Raw genomic sequence first — 18077 nt, forward strand, 5'->3', positions numbered from 1 at the left:
GATTTAGTTAGAAGACACTGTCAGTCATATGACAGATAAGGAGAAAACCTCATGCGCACTCGTTTTTCATGGAAACAATTAAAATGGCTCATCCCTATAGCATTAATCGGTTTGATCTTGATTCAGAGCGGACAAGAGTTGAAAGACCTCTCGCTCGCGACCGCCTTCACGACACTGAAACAACTGACCGGTTGGGAACAGTTCACACTCATCCTACTCGGTGGATTCGCTGTCTTGACCATGACGGGCTATGACTATTTCTTGCTACGCTCTTTACATATCGAGCTACCGAAACGAAAAATCGTTCAAACGGCATGGATCACGAACTCGATGAACGGGATGCTCGGCTTCGGCGGCGTGATCGGGATCGCGCTTCGTACCTCGCTCTATCGTCCCTATACGGACACGAAACGCTTGCTCCGTGCCATCGGGTGGATGACTCCGACACTTATCAGCGGTCTGTCCATTCTTTCCATCGGTGTGCTCCTCGGTATCTTCCCGGCCGGTGGGCTAGTCGGTACGAAACCGTGGATTTGGCCAGTGTTACTCGCCGTGAGTGCGATGCTCCCGTTTTATTTGTTCGTCACATCACGCCGATCAAACGTCGGGTGGTCCACTCTGCTCGGGTATACGATGACCTCGCTCGCAGAATGGGTCACCGCTGGATTCGTCGCCATCTATGCTTTGACATTACTAGACGGTTCGGCCTCGTTCGTGCAATTTTTCGGAGTATTCATCGTCGCGACGGTCGTCGGTGTCGTCTCTCTCGTACCTGGGGGTGCCGGAACGTTTGACTTACTGTATCTCGTTGGGATGACTCAACTTGGGATTCATCAAGACATCGTTTTGTCTTCACTAATCATCTACCGATTCGTTTATTTTGTCGTCCCATTTTTAATTGGCCTCTTTCTCGCGGCTATCGCGTTTGGGGACCAGGTCGTCAAACAAATCGAGTATCGGCCAATCATCGGGTCCTCGTATGAGATTGGGACCGTCGTCTGGCGCGTCGTTTCGCGGACGCTTGCGAAGATTGGACGATTGACCGGAAGTCTCATCGCACTCATGAGCAGTCTGTTGATTTGGTTCCAGACGCTTCTCCCGAGCGTGACGCCGCTCTATGAAGTGAATCGCTGGTTTGAATGGGTCGGTACCCTTTTCTTATTGAGTGCCGGACTTCTCATGTTTTTGTCCGTCTATGGCATGTATGTGCGGACAAAACGAACACTCTGGTTACTCAACACTGCCTTCATCTTGGCGACCATCGGGGTCATCGCTCGTGGTTTAAACCTGTTTGAGACCTTCGTCGTCATCGGGTTTGCGACGTTCGTCTGGTTGACACGTAAACGACACGTCCGATACCGCTCGATTTTAACGACAGGACGTCTCATTCGAAGCTTGATCTACGTCCTGCTCTATGTCGGCACCCACGCCCTCTTGTTACAGTCATTCGCGGGTACGGATGACTTATTCTTCACATCGCATCAAGCCGGTTGGTTGACGACGTTCGTCTTGTTATTGACTTCGATCGTAGCAAGTGCGCTTCTGCTCTTATTCGACCGTTGGAAACGCCCGGCGCTTGGAGAGGCATACGATGAACATCGAATCAGACAGTTTCAAGCAACACAGCACACATCGAGTGGCTTCGACTTGGCCCATATGGCAGATAAGCGCTTTTACATGAACGAGGCAGGAAATGCGTGTCTCTTATTTGCGACAGCACGGAATCATGCCATCGTTCTTGGTGACATTCAAGGCGAGAAGCAGGCTACAACTTCTCTTTTGACACGATTCATTGAAGATGCAGATCGAATCGGGTATATTCCTTTATTTTATCAAATTACACCGAATTGGATGCCTCGCCTTCATGATGCCGGCTTCACGTTCTTCAAATTAGGGGAAGAGGCGACGATTGACGTCTCGGCCTTCTCCTTATCCGGGAAGAAGCGTGCAAATATGCGCTCTCTCTACAATCAGTTTGAGAAGAAGGGCATCACGTTCGACATCGTCTGTGAACCGAGCCTCCTTCTGTTACAAGAGTTAAAAGACATCTCAGATGAGTGGATTGGCAATCGAAATGAGAAAGGCTTCTCCCTCGGTTTCTTCGACTATGAAACGTTGACCCGTTATCCGATTGCCTTATTACGAGATGCGGACGGTGTCGTCGTAGCTTTCATTTCGTTACTCCGAGGAGACGGAGCCATCTCAATCGATTTGATGCGTTCGAAAAATGAGGCGCCATCTGGAGCAATCGAAGTATTGATTCTTCACATCATCGAATGGGCTCGCGAAGAAGGATATAATCATGTCGGACTCGGCGTGGCACCACTTGCGGCCGTCGGGGGGCAGACGTTCTCCCATTGGCCAGAGCGCGTCGCCGCCGATATTTTTGAAAATATCAGCTACATCTATCCGTTCAGTGGCTTGCGACAGTTCAAACAGAAGTTCAAACCGTCGTGGGAAGGTCGCTATCTCGCGTTTCGTCAACGCCGGAAGTTGTTACCCTCGATTTTACGGACAGCGCGATTGATTAGTCGCAAACGTTAAAAAAACAGGAATTTCTCATCGTGAGAAATTCCTGTTTTGCGTATCATCTTATTTCAATGTCACACTCACGTTATCAATTGTGATGTCATGGGCACCAAGTGGTGATCCTTCTGTGCGTCCCATCAAGAACTTCAATCCTGTCATATCCGTTACTGGCATCGTCACTTCAAACGTATACGTGTTCGTTTCTGGCGTGACCAAAACGACTTCGCTCAAATAGCGATAGTAGCTGGCATTTTCCAATGTCACTTCGAATGAACGAGCGACTGTAGAAGATGCATCGAATTGGACGACGTACGTTTGATCTTGTTGTAACTCGAGACCGCCTTGTTCCATGAGGACACTCCACGCTTCGTTCCCTTCTTGCGTAATCGAGATACGTGCCGCCTCATTCACCGCTTCGACAGCAGCCTGTGCGTCAAAGTGGACATAGGAGCCCCAGCTGGTGAATCCTTCTGTGAATGCACCGTTTTTAAGTGGAGACGGGTCGATATAAACCGGTGTGACATCGCGCAATTCGACATCATCGATTTCAATCACACCTTTTTCAGAACCAAGAATGAACTGAAGCTGACTCATGAGGTCCGTTCCGGCTTCCATCGTGAACGGAATTTCATACGTATCGAACGCTTCAGATAGCGCAATACGCTCTAGCGGAAGGTAGGCATCCCCATCCTCTCCGCTCAATCCGACTTGAAGACCGCCTACACGCTCTGCACGTGCTTTGAAGCGGAGAACGTATTCATGTCCCTCTTGCAATTGAATACCCTGCTGCACCAATGTTGCCGGTGCCCCTTTTTTCTTGTTCGTTTCAAAGCGGAAGAGACGCTCTACTGGATCGACCGTTCCTGTCCCTTTCGTGACACCTGGGTCGAACGTCCAATACGTCATGCGATTCATCGCGCCTTGGTCGAACATACCGTTATATACGTGATTTCCATCGCCAAGCATCGGTTTCGTCGCATTCGGGTTGAATGCCTCACGAGGCGTCTGCTCGACACGGACGTTCCCGATTTGGACGCCCGACGCACTGAGCCCGACGTTGAACTCGAGACGTGCCGCAAGATCCGTTTCTTCTGTCATATCGAACGTCATCGAGTACGTTTGAACGTCTGTCGTCAAATCGAATGACCCTTCATCAGAATATTTCGCGTAGCCTCGGTCTGGACCCCCACCGACTTTAACGGCAATCGAACGCGCCGCGTCCGCCTTAGCGTCAAACGTCACTTTATAATGTCCACCTTGTCCGAGCGACACGTTTTGAATCAATTGATGCGAGTACGGTTGGCTTCCTGCTTGATCAATCGAAATGTCGGCGAATCGTGCCCCCGCCAAGTCGATCACATCGATGGAACCGACGCCACCAAAGTCAGGAAGCGCCACATAGTTCCAGTACGTCGGGTTGAGCGGCTGTGCACCGTTCGTCACCGTCGTGATCAGTTCTGTATAGTCTTCGTCATAGACAAGATTTCCGTCTTCTAAAGGTTGTTTCGCACCTTCTGGTAACACGACTTCCTCATCTGAATACGTCGGTTCGACAGCATCACGATACTTCCCGTTCTTCAAGTCAAACACGCGGACGTAATCGACTTCCATCTCTGCCGGGAACGGTGTCGTCTCGTCAACGTCCCCATCGAACCATCCACCGACCGCCAAGTTCATAATCAAGTAAAAATCTTGGTCGAATGGTGCAGGATAGCTATATTTCGATGCTTTGTTCGCTTCTTTCGCATACCAGTCGTTTTGTGTTTGATAGAGCTGACCGTCTACATACCAACGAATCTCACCTGGTTCCCACTCGACCGCATATGTATGCCACTTGTCGATGCCGTCACCCTCTGCGAAGTGATAGTCTTTCCCCGTATATTTGTTGTTCGGCCACGTTTCCCCGTAGTGAATCGTACCAGCGACTTTATCTGGCTGACTGCCCCACGATTCCATGATGTCGATTTCACCAGATGCGGCCCAACCACCGTAGCGGTCTTCTTCTGGGAGCATCCAAAATGCAGGCCAGAGCCCTTTCCCTGTCGGAAGTTTCGCTCGCATCTCATAACGACCGTACGTTTTACTGAACGTACCCTTCGTCGTCAACTTCGCCGATGTGTAATCATATGTGCCGAATTGATCCGATGCTTGTTCCTTTTTCGCACGGATGACGAGCTTCCCATCTTTCACGAAAGCGTTTTCGTTTTTGTCCGTATAAAATTGCTTCTCATTGTTTCCCCAACCAGCAGCGACTGGATTTCCGTCTTTGTCGACAATCCAGTTCCCCGTTTCAAAATTCCATTTCGAGTGATCGATTTCAGACTTACTAAACTCATCTGACCAGACAAGTTTCCACTTAGCGTCGTAGGCTTTTGAACTCTTTTCAGCCGGCACCTCTTGTGGCAATGACAGGACAAGACCTGTCCCGAGTGCGAGTGCAACCCATTTCTTCATCATGTGTCCTCCTTCAGGATAAGTGATGGCAATATGTCATTCCGTTCTTTTGAAAGCGATTTCCGAAAGCGCTTTCGTTAATTTCATTATAGATTTTTCTTTGCTAAAACTTCAACCACTTTTCGGAAGTGAAATCAAACTGACACATAAAAAAGCACCGACTCACGTCGATGCTTCCCTCAGTTCCCACTTGGAGAAAGTTACGTCAAACCCTGTCGCATTCACATCCGGACTACAGGCATATGGACCGATGCGTAACGTCGACACATCGTGAAGGTGAGCGATGCGAAGCTGTTCACGCATACCGTCACCATATTCAAAGAAAATCTCCACATCCCCGTCGGTATAAACCATTTCAAACGTCAATGGATTGCGAATCATCTCATTTGAAAAATCACGTGTCGACCAATCCGAATAGCCATGTGAGGTGACGACCGCGCCAAGGTGGGACGGTCCTTCCGGAATGTACTCGACAGACGTCTTGATCCAATGGTCATCGTTCACATATAAGACGATCCCAGCCTGATCATATGTATGGATCGGCTCCATTTGGATTGTCGCCCGACATGTAAATCGTTTGGCTTTGACATCTGTCAATAACGCATGTGCCGTCATACGATTGAATCCGTAATGTGTGTTTCGCCAAAAGTCCGTATCTGGCAGCGTATGAAAAGTCAACGGGTCAAGCCCGTTAATCGTTTTTGGTTCATTGATCCATTTGTATGAATGCATGTTGATTGATTCCTCCCCATTGTCCTCGCATGGCAAAAAGTAACGGTATCATCGGTGTATGATACGGTATGAATTCATGCTGTTGAATCATCTGCAGAATCGTCGCTTCATCCGCCCATTTTACGGCTTGCACCTCAGATTCTTGAAGCGTCAGCTCATTCAAATCCACTTCCATTTCGACCAGATAAATGTCGTCAAACCCTTCATCAAAATTGACTGTCAGATGCGGTCGTGTCTGAGATAGATCAAGCTTGAGCCCAATCTCCTCTTCGAGCTCCCGCATGGCGGCTTGTTGGCTCGTATCCCCTACCGTGGCACTTCCTCCGACCGTGATATCCCACATGTTGGCCCAACCTTCCTTGAACGGTTGGCGCTGTTGAATCAACATCTCGCCCTTCTGGTTAAAGATACACACGTGAATGACAAGGTGATACTCGCCTTTTGGCAATCGACTTCCCCGTTGCCACGTGCGACCGGTTTTTTCTCGGTCCACCGTATAGACGTCCCAAAATTCCATTAGATCCTCCCCTTTATGTTGCAGCGCTAGATGCTGCTGCTTGATCGGCTTTCGCACAATCGATTGCTACGACGATGGAGATGAGAAGGTGCTCCATCTCTGGTTCTTCGACACGAATCTCGTAACTATCTCCCCACGTGAACCATTTCTTTTGCACACTTCCGATAGAATGTCCGTTCTTCGTCACATCAAAATCCATGTCCCACCAATCGCCTTGGACATCGATCCCGGCTGCATCGATGGAATATTTCGGTTTGAAGAATGAAAACTCTTTCGAGATGGTCATCATATCTGTGCCGTCCACTTCTACGAAAAACTTCGGCAAAAAGCTGAACGTCTTTTTTGTGATCGTCGTGACCGTCTGACCGTTCGTATCTTTGATTTCAAATGTTTTTGGAAACTTCATAAAGCTACCCTCGATGAAATATTGGTCATGTCCGTCTGCATCCTTGATGGTGAAGCGCCCGCGTAAACTGAACACTTTTTGTTTCATGTAAAGCGTGTGCATGATGATCCCTCCGATTTTATGTAGTCCTTTACGTACGAGTCCAATCTTGAAATCGATTCACTTATCACGAAACAGTTTCTTTTGATACAGTTTCGAGAACTTCCGATAATCGGTCACCTACCACGAAGCCATCCGGCAGTTCATACTTCTTCACGATTTCTGACACTAAATCGCCTTTATCCAACGTTTCGATTTGTTGAATGCTATATGTTTCTGTAATCCAACGATCCATTCCATATCAAAAATGACTACGTGTTTCATTCATTCCCTTCTTTCTAGATTGAAACTTCTTGGATTCTATCTAAAGGGATATCGGAAAGGTTGTACAGTATTTTATGAAAAATAAAAAGCCTGACTCCCTCGTCAGGCCTGTAACGCTTTATGAACAAAAGTATGCAAAGCCTCTTGGCTCGTGATATGTTCGTTGCACGTCTTACTGTCTACACATATGTATGTGCCGATGGCTTTGTAATAGTCCGGATTTTTCGCTTGTTTCGCTTTCGTGATCGTAACGCAGTACGTCACGTCCGTGAACTGATTACAGAAGGCACATATGTTTTTCTTCGTATTCGTGCTCGGTTTACATACGATGCCAATCAATCGACCTTCATGTTGACAAATCATCAACTTTTGCTTGGAACGTCCATCGTTCCAACTCAAATAAGTGAGTCGTCCAAAATCAACATCGGCTAGCTCCGGTAAGCGAAGCTTCTTCTGTTTCGGGAACAAATCCTTCAGCTGCTCGGCAGATACGACGGGAAATGGTTGAACCCATTCTTGTAATTGTTGCATGTACTCTTCGAACGCTTCGTTCGTCTGTAACGTCGAGAACTGTAAAAGCTTCAATTGTTCAGTCGTTGCCTCAGGGAATGCATAAATCACTTTCGACTGTGCCAAGTCGATGACTGCCCGCAAAACAGAAGGCGGCAAGCTTTGCATTCGACTCTCTTTGACGAGCCTCACTTGTTCTTTGATGAGATTATATTGTTCGTTTTGAATAAATGGATCTGACATCTTGTCGCCCCCTTCCTCAATCCTCAGTTTACAGGAGACGACGCTTCCTTACTGTGTACACTTTGATTAAGAAACATAGTCGACCTAAAAAGGTACGACTAGCGAACTAGTCGTACCTCCTTCATGTCGAGCAGTATACAATCTTTCGAATCGTGTGCGTCGCCAAATGATAGGATATGGCCAGACTTTCGATTCGCTCTCCGTTCCGAAACGCTGCGCGTATGGCTTCGTTTCGTTTCTCAAGTAATTGTTTCCCTCCGTTGACCGTTCCCCACTTCCGTTTCGTGTCGGTCGGGGTCGGCACATATAACGTTTCACCTTGTACGTATTGTTGCACCTCTTGCAACAATCGTTCTGGCAGAATGTGTTGCGCATTGACGTACTTCATCATACCTCGCTCCTTATTGAATGAATCCAATTCGATAAGGGAGCAAAGCCAAGTGGGTTACGTTAAATCAAGCGATCAAGGTATTCGTTTCGCCCCATGCAAGTGATCGCCTTTCGTCCAAATGGCTTTGCATGAGTGCGTGAAGACCTAGAAAATCGAAGCCGATTTTCCACGGGTATGCGCCTCCTTTGCGATGTGTCGTTCCTTCAATTATACCGAATTCAATGAATCGGCAAAAGGGCGGCTCAGCCGTTCTTCATACTGAATTCATCTGCGAGCGTGAAGGACACGTCCTTCACTTCTAATCCGTTCAACGCGAAATAAAGCTGGAGATAATTATGCTGATTCAAGAAGAAGATCTGCTTCGTCTGCGTCACCCATTCTCCGTCCGTCCCGTTAAACGTGAACGTTGCACCCGGGATATTGTTCGCAAACAACGTCACCGGCATCTGTGCCAATTCTCCCGCATTCGAACGGGCAGTCAACGTGATGTCATACGTTCCGGTCTGGTCGACCGAGATAGCGAAGACGTGTGTGTTTCCGGTCGAGGTATCGATTCCTGACAAATCAACGTGTTCCCCGTTTTCGAGATGTTGATAGTCCAACTCAAATGCATCCTGTTGATTCGTTTCGTCTTCAAAGCCGAGCACCTCGACCGAACCATCATGAATCCCAAGCAGACGCTCCATCGCCGGTGATTTCAAGATGAATGAACAAATGTTGTGCGCACTCCGCAACAACTCGCCTCGTGTCACCACACCTTCTTCGAGCGATACCATCGTATTGTCCTCGAATGAGTTGAGGTCTGGACGGTCAACGACCATGTACAAGTCGTTTTGCGAGCGAACCATCGCTGCCGTGTTTTTACGGTTGGCCGACTCATCCTCACGGAAGTTCACTTTTGCCCACCAGTCCGTCATGACAATCCCTTCAAAGCCCCACTCGTCACGTAAGATACGCGTGTTTTGGTCATACAGTCCAGCCGTCCAGATTCCGTTGACCGCACCATAAGTCGTCATGATTGACGTTGCACGTCCTTCTTTCACCGCCATCTCGAATCCTTTCAAATAAATCTCACGTAACGCCCGCTCCGAGACGACCGAATCGATATCGTGACGATGTGCCTCTTGGTTGTTGGCGCTGAAGTGCTTGAGTGTGCCCGTCACGCCGACTCGATGCATGCCGTTTAATTGAGCGACCGCCATCTTTCCAGTCACATGCGGATCTTCTGAGAAATACTCGAAGTTCCGTCCATTCAACGGATTGCGGTGAATGTTCATCCCTGGTCCGAGCAGCGTATCGACGCGATTTTTCCGCATCTCGAGTCCTGTCATCTCAAACAAGTCTTCGACGAGGTCGACGTTGAACGTGGACGCCAACAATGTCCCGTTCGGAAGCGCGAACGCCTTCGTCCCGATATCCATGCGAATCCCTGATGGACCATCGGCACAACAGGCCGCTGGAATCCCGAGCTCGTTCAATCGGTCGGACACCCCACCAAACGCAGCTGCCGTTCCCGGTGTGACGCGTGGTGAGTTCATCCCTTGTCCGCGGACGATACAAGCCAAGTCCTCATCCGTCAATTGATCTAGAAATGCGTCGAGCGACGCCTTCCCGTGGTACACATCACTCAATTTGATGCCTTGGTCACCCGTGAACGCTCGCGTCTCAGGGCGTTCTTCCAAATAACGTGTCTCGACGTCAACGGCGCGAAGCGGTGTCGACTCATAGCTCACTTCAAACCCTCGTTCGCCTTGAATCGGTTTCATCCGTTCGAACGGGAGGACAGGTGCCATATTCTCGCTCAACGTCTCAAGGACACGTTGCTCACGCTGCTCGACCTCAAAAGCGAGTGCAGCCGAACGCACGTCTGTTCCGACATATAACCGATACGTCCCCGCCTCTAAAACGAAGCTCGATTCATGACCCGTCACGCCAGAGTCGTCATAACTCGCAAAGTCAGTCATGTGGACGGTGAAAGAAAGTGTCTGTCGCTCACCTGGCTCAAGAAGTAACGTCTTCTCGAACGCGACCATTGACCGGAGTGGGTTCCCGAGCTTCCCTTGTGGCTTCTCGACATAGAGCTGAACGACTTCTTTCCCGTCACAGTCTCCCGTGTTCGTCACTTCCACGTCAACCGTTAGGACACCATCAGTTTCTGCCGTATGCTTCACCTCCGTTTTGAACGTCGTGTAAGACAGTCCGAACCCGAATGGGTACAAGACATCATCCTTCGCGAACGTCTCGAAATAGCGATAGCCGACATAGATGTCTTCTTGATAAATTCCTTTATCCGCGTGACCAAAGTTCTTTGTCGACGGATAATCCTCGATCGAACGAGCGATCGTATCTGTCAGTTTCCCGGAAGGAGTCACGTCTCCGACGAGAACGTCGACAAGTCCTTTTCCACCTTCCATCCCGCCTTGCCAAGCATAGAGGATGGCACTCGGTTGCTCCGCCCATTTCATGTCGATGATGTTCCCGACGTTTAGGACGACGACTGTCTTTTGGAAGCGTTTCGTGACGCACTCGATCATCGCGTGTTCGATATCCGTCAACAAGTAGCTACCCGGGTCGGCCGTGTTGTCACGGTCTTCCCCCGCCGTGCGTCCAATCATGATGAGCGCGACATCTGACTCTTGCACCGCCTGTTCGACGAGTTCGTCCGTTACGTCCATCTCCTGTTGCGACCACGGCTCACCCGCCCAACCGACACCTTGGTCAAACGGATTCTCCGCCACCCACTCTTCATACGTCGCATAAAGCGATTCATTGATGTGAATGTCCGTACGCTCACGTAGTGCCTCGAGCGGTGTCGTGACGTGTCCGACGTTCACCATCCCGCCTGATCCGGTACCGCTCTTATAGTAATGAAACTGGCTACGACCAAATACGGCGAGCTTTGTTTCAGGCTGTAACGGGAGGGTCTTCTGTTCGTTTTTAACTAATACGACGCCTTCCGCGACCGCTTGACGTGCCAATTCCTCATAACGAGTCCAATCTAATGTATACTGTTTCATTTCGTCAGCTCCTTTAGTCCATTTGCGATTTCATACATACAATCTTCTGCTTGTGGATAGTCTCCCAACTTATCGATGAAAGCATGGTCCATCCCTCGATATTGAATGAGCCGTGTCGGAATACCTGCTCCTGACAGTTTCCGTGCATAGGCCTCTCCTTCAAGTCGTAAATAATCGTACTCGGCTGTCACAATCAGGGTAGGTGGTAGACCCGTGACATCGTCTGCGAACAACGGCGATACGAGGGGATGTTTGAGATCCGTCTTCCCTTGAAGATAGAGGTCATTTAGTAGCGAATCTGGATCCGCAAGCGCAAGCACGACACCACGAATCAAATCGTGATGGTATGAGATGGCGTACGCATCGAGTGTCCATTCAAAATCATCTGTCGGAATCGATCCTAGATTGACGACGGGATAGACGAGCGCTTGATAACTGATTCGATGTTCCCCTCGTTCTTGGTCCATCAGACAGCAAGCGGTCGCCAAGTTGCCACCGGCACTGTCACCGGCGACGCCGATTCGGTCGCGATGGACGTTCAACTCAGTCGTATTTTCATACACCCATTCAAAGGCGCGGTAACAGTCATTCAATCCGGCTGGGAACGCATGCTCCGGGGCGAGACGATAATCAACAGCGATGACGACCGCATTCGCCCGTTCCGCGAGTAGCTTACATGGATTCTCGATCGTCTCAAGCGTCCCCCCGAAGAATCCACCGCCGTGGAAGAAGAGAATGGCCGGGATTGCTTCGGTATGATGCGGACGATACAGACGGGCCCGGATGTCGCCGTCCTCACTTGGAATGAGTAGAGATTCCGTTGCGATCTCAATCGTTGTCTGATCCTGATTTGGCCAGCCCATGCCGGCGCGTGCTGCCTCGAGATTGAACGCCACGTCCGGTTCGTCATCTGAATGATTCATGGCCAGTGTCGCGAACACGCGTGGGTCGAGGTCTCCAGTACGGTCTGAATCTGGAATAGGTTTGATGATGGTTTCGAGGTGGTTCGCGTATGTTCGATATTGGTCTTGTTGAAGGTGTTGGACGAGATGTTCATAATCGGATTCCATTATGTAAGCCCCTTTCTTTCGATATTCTTTAACCCATAAAAATATTGTTCATGGGTAAAGTTGTACATCGACTCATCGCATGATACGTTGTTGGAACAGATCACTAAAGGAGTGTTATTGATGTACAACTGCGTTAGCTGCAACAAATCATTGAACGAACATGACGTCATCCATACAGATGAACTCGGTCACTTTGGTGATCTCATCAAACGTTATTGTGATTCTTGTTTCATCGAAGGAGCGAAAATCGGTTTTAACAAGATGGAGATTGGTTGCTGCACAGCATGCCAACAACCGTTAGTTTTACAATATGATGCCGAAGAGACCGCTAGTCTGGCTCGAGAAGATGGAACCATCCACTACATATGCCCTCAATTATTAGACGCATATCGACAACATAATGAAGAGTTGATTGACCAGATAGAAGATGTTCATGATCAATTTATTTTTTATGCAATTCAACCCGATCCGACGCTGCCTGACTTCGGATAATGGATTGTCATTCGCTTTCCTACCAACTTTCGGTCTATAATGGACTGTATTGCAAATAGACATTGAAATTTTCTGTAGCAGAAGTTTTCACGAAAGAATGAGGTTACCCATGAACAAACAGCAATTTACTGATTATCGCCTGAGCGACGAGATCACTCGTGCGCTAGGCATTATGAAATACGAATCACCTACCGAAGTACAACAGCAGGTCATCCCGCGTGCGCTCGAACGAGAAGACTTAATCGTCAAAGCACAGACAGGAAGCGGAAAGACTGCCGCTTTTGGTATTCCGGTCATCGAGCTCATCGACTGGGCTGAAAATAAACCCCAAGTGCTCGTTTTGACACCGACACGCGAACTCGCCGTTCAAGTCCGAGAAGATATGACGAACATCGGACGTTTCAAACGAATCAAAGCGACTGCGGTCTACGGGAAAGAACCGTTCTCGAAACAGCGTGAAGAGTTGAAGCAAAAGACACATATCGTCGTCGGTACGCCAGGACGCTTCATGGACCACATCGAGCGCGAAACCCTCTCACTCGACCGTATCGAATACTTGATCATCGATGAAGCGGATGAGATGCTCAACCGTGGCTTCCTCGCTGACGTCGAGAAGATTCTTCAGCAGTTGCCAAACGAACGCGTGACGATGGTCTTCTCTGCGACGTTCCCACAAGATATCGAACGCCTCTGTCAGAAGCATATGAATGCTCCTGCGCGTGTCGCCATCGAATCGACAGGTATGACGGCTTCGACAATCGAACACCGTCTCCTCCCGGTTCATCGGAATGAGAAACTTGCTGTGCTTCAAGACATCACGGTCGTCGAGAACCCGGACAGCTGTATGATTTTCTGTCGAACGAAAGAGAACGTCGATACGGTGTACGCTGAGCTCGACAAAGCCGGTTACTCGGCTGAACGTCTCCACGGTGGACTCGAGCAAGAAGATCGCTTCGCCGTCATGAACGGATTCAAGATGGGCAACTTCCGTTACCTCGTGGCGACAGACGTCGCAGCGCGCGGAATCGATGTCGATAACGTCGAGCTCGTCGTCAACTATGACGTTCCTGTCGAAAAAGAAAGCTACGTGCACCGTACCGGTCGTACCGGTCGTGCCGGCAAACAAGGGACGGCCATCACACTCATGACCCGTCAGGAAGAGCGCCTCATCGGAGCCATCGAATCTTACGTTCAATTCGAGATTCCGATGATCGATGCTCCGACAGAAGCGGAAGTCGCGGCTAACCAAGATGCCTTTGAGCAAAAGTTGAGCGGACGACGCGTCGTTCGCAACAACAAGACGGCTCGCATCAATCAAGACATCATGAAGCTCCATTTCAGTGGCGGGAAGAAGAAAAAACTTCGTGCCGTCGACTTCGTTGGAACGATTGCAAAAATCCCTGGAGTATCCGCTGACGACATCGGAATCATCACGATCAACGACCAGATGACGTACGTCGATATCCTCAACGGAAAAGGTTCGATCGTCCTTCAGGCGATGGAAACGACGCCAATCAAAGGGAAGAAACTTAAAGTAAGCAAAGCTCATAAATAATGCATACCCAGCCTCAAAGATGATGTTCGTCTTTGAGGCTTTTTCGTTATTCGACAAACATCGAAAGCGCTTTCGATAAACGGTAAAAAAATATAGTTTTTAGAAAACGTTTTCATCTGCATCATACCTGTATCAAAGATTGAATTCAACCTTCCTCACTTGATTGTCAAAAAAGAGCCCAAGGTTTAAGCCTTGGACCCTTCACTTGAATCGAAAATCTTGAACGTTCCCTGTGAATCCCGAGATCGACACGTCATTCTTTTCATCGACGCGATAGTAGTATTCTGCGTTCGGTTCATTTGTAAATGTGACGTAGATCGTATACGGATTCGTGTGTTCGAAACCATCCGCGCGAAACGGGATTGTTCTTATGCTGTATGTTTCGTCCGGATACTGCTCAGCGAGATACATGTCAACGAGGTGCTTGTCTTCTGCGACCCGCTCCGCTATAAGAACAGGGCGTGAAAAATAGAACGTACCGTACGTCATAACAATCAGCAATGCAACGCCAACCATACCGAGTCTCCATTTTCCACGCAATGCTAGCGCAAGTAATAGTGGGATGGCAAGCAGGATGAAAAATGCAACATGTTCAATCAACTCGATCGGATGCATCGATTTTCCCCCAATCAGTCTAGTGACTCTTCAGAGATGAGCTTGAATCCTTCGATCTCTGTCTCCTCTTCTACTTCGATTAAGAGACATGGTTTTCCTTTATAATTCACTTGCTTCACGTATTTCAAGTCTTGAGGACTGACCGAGATATTGGCGACTTTCGTATTGATTTTGATTGATTTCGACGTATATTTCGGAACGACACTCGTCGCTTTCATCTCATATTTCGTGTCGTCGACGACTTGTTTGAACGCCTGTTCGACCTTCTCCGTCGTCACATCTTCCACACCGCTCGCCCGTAAGACGACCTCGACCGCACGGGAGTCGAGCATCGCTACCCTCTCTTCTTCCTGTTCGTTCTCTTCTTCGGCGACAATGATTTGATTGATCTCATCGTAAACGGTCGCGAGTGTCCGGGAATTGACTTCTTCCCCGATGACAGCTTTAACCACTTCTTCGAAGACCGCCTTCTCTTCCACTGCCGTGACGATTTCCGAACCGTTCAACACGTTCTCGATGAACGTCATATCCGGTTGATGCGCTTTATGCGCCGAGTAAAGCACATGGTTCACATCGGCCGCGTTATCCGTGAAACACGGGAATAAGAATCCACCGATTGGCGCCTCGAGTTTGATGATCGGATTTACAATCAAGCTGGCTTTGAATTCCCGCTCGACGAAGTCGAAGACGAGTGATTTTTTCGGAAGTTCTGTCGGACTGATGCTACCGAGGATGAACTTCGTCGTATACACTTCATCGTTCGCGTGAATCTCAGACTCTTCAGAATATCGGTTCGTCGGCTTATTGTAATTCCCCCGAATGAACGTCACGACCATATCTTTCTCAAACGGCGTGTCTTTCACCATCTTCAACGCGACGCGCTGCATATAGTCCGTCCAGACGTCGGTCTCTTCCGTACGGAGTCCTTCATAGAGCAACCCTTGCGTATGGTCGACTTGACCTTCCTCCGGATATTGGAACTTCACTTCGAACAACTTTTCATCTAGCTTCCCGCCGAGCACTTTTTTGAAGTTCGTCAAAAACAGTTCCTGCTGTTCTTCTTCTAAGAACGGGAACGGACGCAACTCTTCGTAGTAAATCTCATTCGTTTCCTGTCGGATGTAAATCGTATATAGATCAGCAATCTTAAGTTTGGTCGCATTCACTTTGAACTGCCGGCGAATCGCCGCAATCTCTTTCTTGTTCATTCCATCCACCTCTTCTTTTCTCTCCATCCATGTCACCCATTATACCAGTCCTGATCGGTTACTAGTTCCAAAGAAATAATAGGAGGCTGAACAGTCACTCAGATGCTCATGAATATTCACGAATGGGGCAATTTTTATAAATGTGCCCCTTTCTGGGTTCAGTTCAATTCGAGTGAAAGACTCCTTCTTTTACTTTTTCATCTAAAAAAGCATCTCAGAAGAGACGCTTTCAATGGCTATATGGTCTGATATTTTATTAACACGTCTTTCGGGATGTGACAATAATCGTCCGGGCAACGCGTCAGACGGTCCTGATGTTCGTCCGCACTTCGCACATAGTTCGTGAGCGGCTTGACTTCAACAGCAATCCGCTTCGCATCCGAGCGTCGATCAATGAACGCTTGCGCCTCCATCAAATGTCGTGGGTCCTCACTGTAGACGCCCGTTCGATACTTCTCCCCGACATCAATCCCTTGTTGGTTGACACTGTATGGGTCGATGATTTCGAACAAGTAATGCATCAAATCCTCGACCGTCACTACGTCCGGATCGAACGTTGTTTTGACACACTCCGCGTAACCGTCATACTCTCCGTCTAACGTATCGGTCGTACCGTTCGCGCGTCCTGCTTCAGTTGAAAGGACGCCGGGTAACGTCTTCACGAATTCTTGAACGCCCCATAGACATCCTCCGGCTAAATAGATCGTTTCGATTGGAATCACTCCCCGTCTATTTGAATCTTTTCTAAAGCATACACGTAATGATGAGAGAAGGGAGAGATTTGATTGAATAAACAACGTTTCTTCATCACACTAGTCAGTTCTATTATCATCTTTTCAGCAGTTACATTTACTGCCCTTAACGACTTTTCTCTATTCATCGAAATGGTGATCATCTTTTTATCTGTCGTCATCGGTCAAGCGATAGCCATCCCACTATTTCGACGCTTTTCAGAACAACGAGTATCGAACAAAATCGTTTTCGTTACGTTTCTGTCGTTGCTAGTAGTATTTTGGTCGTTCGCAAGCATTCTTTTTGATTGAATATCGCGTCATTCTCCTTCAATATACCCCAGTCGCTTCAAATCTTCATAAACGAGTGAAGACAACAGCGTGCGCCCATCACCGTTCAAATGGTCAGGGTTATGGAAGAACGACTGCTCATAAATGAATCGTTCATCCCCCATATAATTGAGGAACGGGACATCTAAATCCAGCTTCTCTAAATGCTGAAACACGAGGCGCTCCATGACTTCTTCATCAAAATACGTATGGTATGACGCGTGGACCGGCTCCATCGCCAAGACGACACGATACCCTTGTTGTTTACAGTAATCGATGATGTCTTGTAAATGTGCCATGTTTTTTTCAATCTCATGATTGTTCACAGCGTTCTCATATTGAGCGGCCACTTCCTCATACTTACGCTCTGAGTAGTTCAGTCCACCATTCTCCCATGGCTTATGCGCATCAAAGCGAAAATCTCGGATTTCCCGGGAAATGGCGGCATAGGCACTTCCGCTGTTCAATGCTGGGAACTGTTCATGCGTATAATATTGAAACAGACTGGCCGACTCGATATCTTCCCGTTCCAATACACGGTAGTAGATTTCCTTCCGTCCGACGTCCGAGTTGCTGAAGGTGATTTGAGATAAGGACACGATCACGACCCCACCTGGCTTCAGGTGCTCATCGTATTCTTTTAACATCTTCAAGTCATATTCAATCGGTTGACTCGGTAACGCCAAATCGAGATGCGACAATCCGGTCGGTTTAAAATAATACCCGTACATCGCGTGGGACGTCCCCAAATTGATGATGTCGACAGGATGAGGGTCTTCCTTGAAGGCAAGGACTGCCCGATTGTTATTATATTCCCACGAATCTTTCACAAACTCGTTAACGGGAATGAAGATGGCGATCATGACGAGTAACACAACGACGATTTTAATTCCTAAACGCTTCATGCTAATTCC

General features: G+C 48.4%; 16 protein-coding genes and 1 pseudogene. 4 read left to right on the top strand and 13 right to left on the bottom strand.

Annotated features, from left to right (window positions below; genetic code table 11):
- Positions 1-51: 51 nt before the first annotated feature.
- Positions 52-2544, top strand: a complete 2493-nt coding sequence (mprF, locus tag P400_RS0102265; RefSeq protein WP_026824697.1) for a bifunctional lysylphosphatidylglycerol flippase/synthetase MprF — start codon at positions 52-54, stop codon at positions 2542-2544.
- A 48-nt stretch (positions 2545-2592) separates the two neighbouring features.
- Here mprF and P400_RS0102270 read toward each other — a convergent pair whose 3' ends face one another.
- From P400_RS0102270 to P400_RS0102310, 9 genes and pseudogenes are all read right to left on the bottom strand, one after another.
- The gene (locus tag P400_RS0102270; RefSeq protein ID WP_034770755.1) at positions 2593-4983 is read right to left on the bottom strand and encodes a carbohydrate binding domain-containing protein; all 2391 of its coding nucleotides are present in this window, start codon (positions 4981-4983) and stop codon (positions 2593-2595) included.
- Between the two features lie 162 nt (positions 4984-5145).
- The gene (locus P400_RS0102275; RefSeq protein ID WP_026824699.1) at positions 5146-5715 is read right to left on the bottom strand and encodes a DUF1349 domain-containing protein; all 570 of its coding nucleotides are present in this window, start codon (positions 5713-5715) and stop codon (positions 5146-5148) included.
- A complete protein-coding gene (locus tag P400_RS0102280) occupies positions 5690-6232 on the bottom strand; it encodes an NUDIX hydrolase (RefSeq protein WP_026824700.1) in 543 nt (180 codons plus the stop codon). Before P400_RS0102280 ends, P400_RS0102275 begins: the two co-directional genes overlap by 26 nt.
- Positions 6233-6245: 13 nt before the next feature.
- Complete coding sequence (locus tag P400_RS0102285) at positions 6246-6740, bottom strand: LURP-one-related/scramblase family protein (protein ID WP_026824701.1); 495 nt, start codon at positions 6738-6740, stop codon at positions 6246-6248.
- A 97-nt stretch (positions 6741-6837) separates the two neighbouring features.
- A pseudogene (locus P400_RS15450) lies at positions 6838-6978 on the bottom strand (nucleosidase); the annotation flags it as partial.
- Between the two features lie 125 nt (positions 6979-7103).
- The gene (locus tag P400_RS0102295) at positions 7104-7754 is read right to left on the bottom strand and encodes a FusB/FusC family EF-G-binding protein (RefSeq protein WP_026824702.1); all 651 of its coding nucleotides are present in this window, start codon (positions 7752-7754) and stop codon (positions 7104-7106) included.
- A 121-nt stretch (positions 7755-7875) separates the two neighbouring features.
- A complete protein-coding gene (locus P400_RS0102300) occupies positions 7876-8142 on the bottom strand; it encodes a CD3324 family protein (protein WP_026824703.1) in 267 nt (88 codons plus the stop codon).
- A gap of 245 nt (positions 8143-8387) precedes the next feature.
- Complete coding sequence (locus tag P400_RS0102305; RefSeq protein WP_026824704.1) at positions 8388-11162, bottom strand: glycoside hydrolase family 3 protein; 2775 nt, start codon at positions 11160-11162, stop codon at positions 8388-8390.
- The gene (locus P400_RS0102310; protein WP_026824705.1) at positions 11159-12232 is read right to left on the bottom strand and encodes an alpha/beta hydrolase; all 1074 of its coding nucleotides are present in this window, start codon (positions 12230-12232) and stop codon (positions 11159-11161) included. The genes P400_RS0102305 and P400_RS0102310 overlap by 4 nt, the downstream gene beginning before the upstream one ends.
- Positions 12233-12352: 120 nt before the next feature.
- Between P400_RS0102310 and P400_RS0102315 the strand changes: the two genes are divergently transcribed.
- Both P400_RS0102315 and P400_RS0102320 read left to right on the top strand, forming a co-directional pair.
- A complete protein-coding gene (locus P400_RS0102315; RefSeq protein ID WP_026824706.1) occupies positions 12353-12724 on the top strand; it encodes a hypothetical protein in 372 nt (123 codons plus the stop codon).
- A 109-nt stretch (positions 12725-12833) separates the two neighbouring features.
- Positions 12834-14279: a DEAD/DEAH box helicase gene (locus P400_RS0102320; RefSeq protein ID WP_026824707.1), complete on the top strand. Its 1446-nt coding sequence runs from the start codon at positions 12834-12836 to the stop codon at positions 14277-14279.
- Between the two features lie 201 nt (positions 14280-14480).
- Here the strand turns inward: P400_RS0102320 and P400_RS14795 are convergent, their stop codons facing one another.
- The 3 genes from P400_RS14795 to P400_RS0102340 form a co-directional block, all read right to left on the bottom strand.
- A complete protein-coding gene (locus P400_RS14795) occupies positions 14481-14894 on the bottom strand; it encodes a hypothetical protein (protein WP_051545928.1) in 414 nt (137 codons plus the stop codon).
- Between the two features lie 14 nt (positions 14895-14908).
- Entirely contained in the window at positions 14909-16102 is a 1194-nt protein-coding gene (locus P400_RS0102330) for a DUF4317 domain-containing protein (protein WP_026824708.1), read from the bottom strand.
- A 236-nt stretch (positions 16103-16338) separates the two neighbouring features.
- The gene (locus P400_RS0102340) at positions 16339-16815 is read right to left on the bottom strand and encodes a peptide-methionine (S)-S-oxide reductase (protein ID WP_026824709.1); all 477 of its coding nucleotides are present in this window, start codon (positions 16813-16815) and stop codon (positions 16339-16341) included.
- Positions 16816-16887: 72 nt separating this feature from the next.
- Here P400_RS0102340 and P400_RS0102345 point away from each other — a divergent pair, with 72 nt between their 5' ends.
- A complete protein-coding gene (locus tag P400_RS0102345; RefSeq protein ID WP_026824710.1) occupies positions 16888-17145 on the top strand; it encodes a hypothetical protein in 258 nt (85 codons plus the stop codon).
- Between the two features lie 8 nt (positions 17146-17153).
- Here the strand turns inward: P400_RS0102345 and P400_RS0102350 are convergent, their stop codons facing one another.
- Positions 17154-18068, bottom strand: coding sequence for a hypothetical protein (locus tag P400_RS0102350; RefSeq protein ID WP_026824711.1), 915 nt, complete (start codon positions 18066-18068; stop codon positions 17154-17156).
- Positions 18069-18077: the final 9 nt, after the last annotated feature.

The organism is Exiguobacterium marinum DSM 16307 (assembly GCF_000620845.1).
GTDB lineage: Bacteria > Bacillota > Bacilli > Exiguobacteriales > Exiguobacteriaceae > Exiguobacterium > Exiguobacterium marinum.

What these genes read in the sequence shown, in the direction of transcription:
- mprF (WP_026824697.1), top strand. Translation starts at nt 52, where the DNA reads ATGCGCACTCGTTTTTCATGGAAACAATTAAAATGGCTCATCCCTATA.
- P400_RS0102270 (WP_034770755.1), bottom strand. Translation starts at nt 4,983, where the DNA reads ATGAAGAAATGGGTTGCACTCGCACTCGGGACAGGTCTTGTCCTGTCA.
- P400_RS0102275 (WP_026824699.1), bottom strand. Translation starts at nt 5,715, where the DNA reads ATGCATTCATACAAATGGATCAATGAACCAAAAACGATTAACGGGCTT.
- P400_RS0102280 (WP_026824700.1), bottom strand. Translation starts at nt 6,232, where the DNA reads ATGGAATTTTGGGACGTCTATACGGTGGACCGAGAAAAAACCGGTCGC.
- P400_RS0102285 (WP_026824701.1), bottom strand. Translation starts at nt 6,740, where the DNA reads ATGCACACGCTTTACATGAAACAAAAAGTGTTCAGTTTACGCGGGCGC.
- P400_RS0102295 (WP_026824702.1), bottom strand. Translation starts at nt 7,754, where the DNA reads ATGTCAGATCCATTTATTCAAAACGAACAATATAATCTCATCAAAGAA.
- P400_RS0102300 (WP_026824703.1), bottom strand. Translation starts at nt 8,142, where the DNA reads ATGAAGTACGTCAATGCGCAACACATTCTGCCAGAACGATTGTTGCAA.
- P400_RS0102305 (WP_026824704.1), bottom strand. Translation starts at nt 11,162, where the DNA reads ATGAAACAGTATACATTAGATTGGACTCGTTATGAGGAATTGGCACGT.
- P400_RS0102310 (WP_026824705.1), bottom strand. Translation starts at nt 12,232, where the DNA reads ATGGAATCCGATTATGAACATCTCGTCCAACACCTTCAACAAGACCAA.
- P400_RS0102315 (WP_026824706.1), top strand. Translation starts at nt 12,353, where the DNA reads ATGTACAACTGCGTTAGCTGCAACAAATCATTGAACGAACATGACGTC.
- P400_RS0102320 (WP_026824707.1), top strand. Translation starts at nt 12,834, where the DNA reads ATGAACAAACAGCAATTTACTGATTATCGCCTGAGCGACGAGATCACT.
- P400_RS14795 (WP_051545928.1), bottom strand. Translation starts at nt 14,894, where the DNA reads ATGCATCCGATCGAGTTGATTGAACATGTTGCATTTTTCATCCTGCTT.
- P400_RS0102330 (WP_026824708.1), bottom strand. Translation starts at nt 16,102, where the DNA reads ATGAACAAGAAAGAGATTGCGGCGATTCGCCGGCAGTTCAAAGTGAAT.
- P400_RS0102350 (WP_026824711.1), bottom strand. Translation starts at nt 18,068, where the DNA reads ATGAAGCGTTTAGGAATTAAAATCGTCGTTGTGTTACTCGTCATGATC.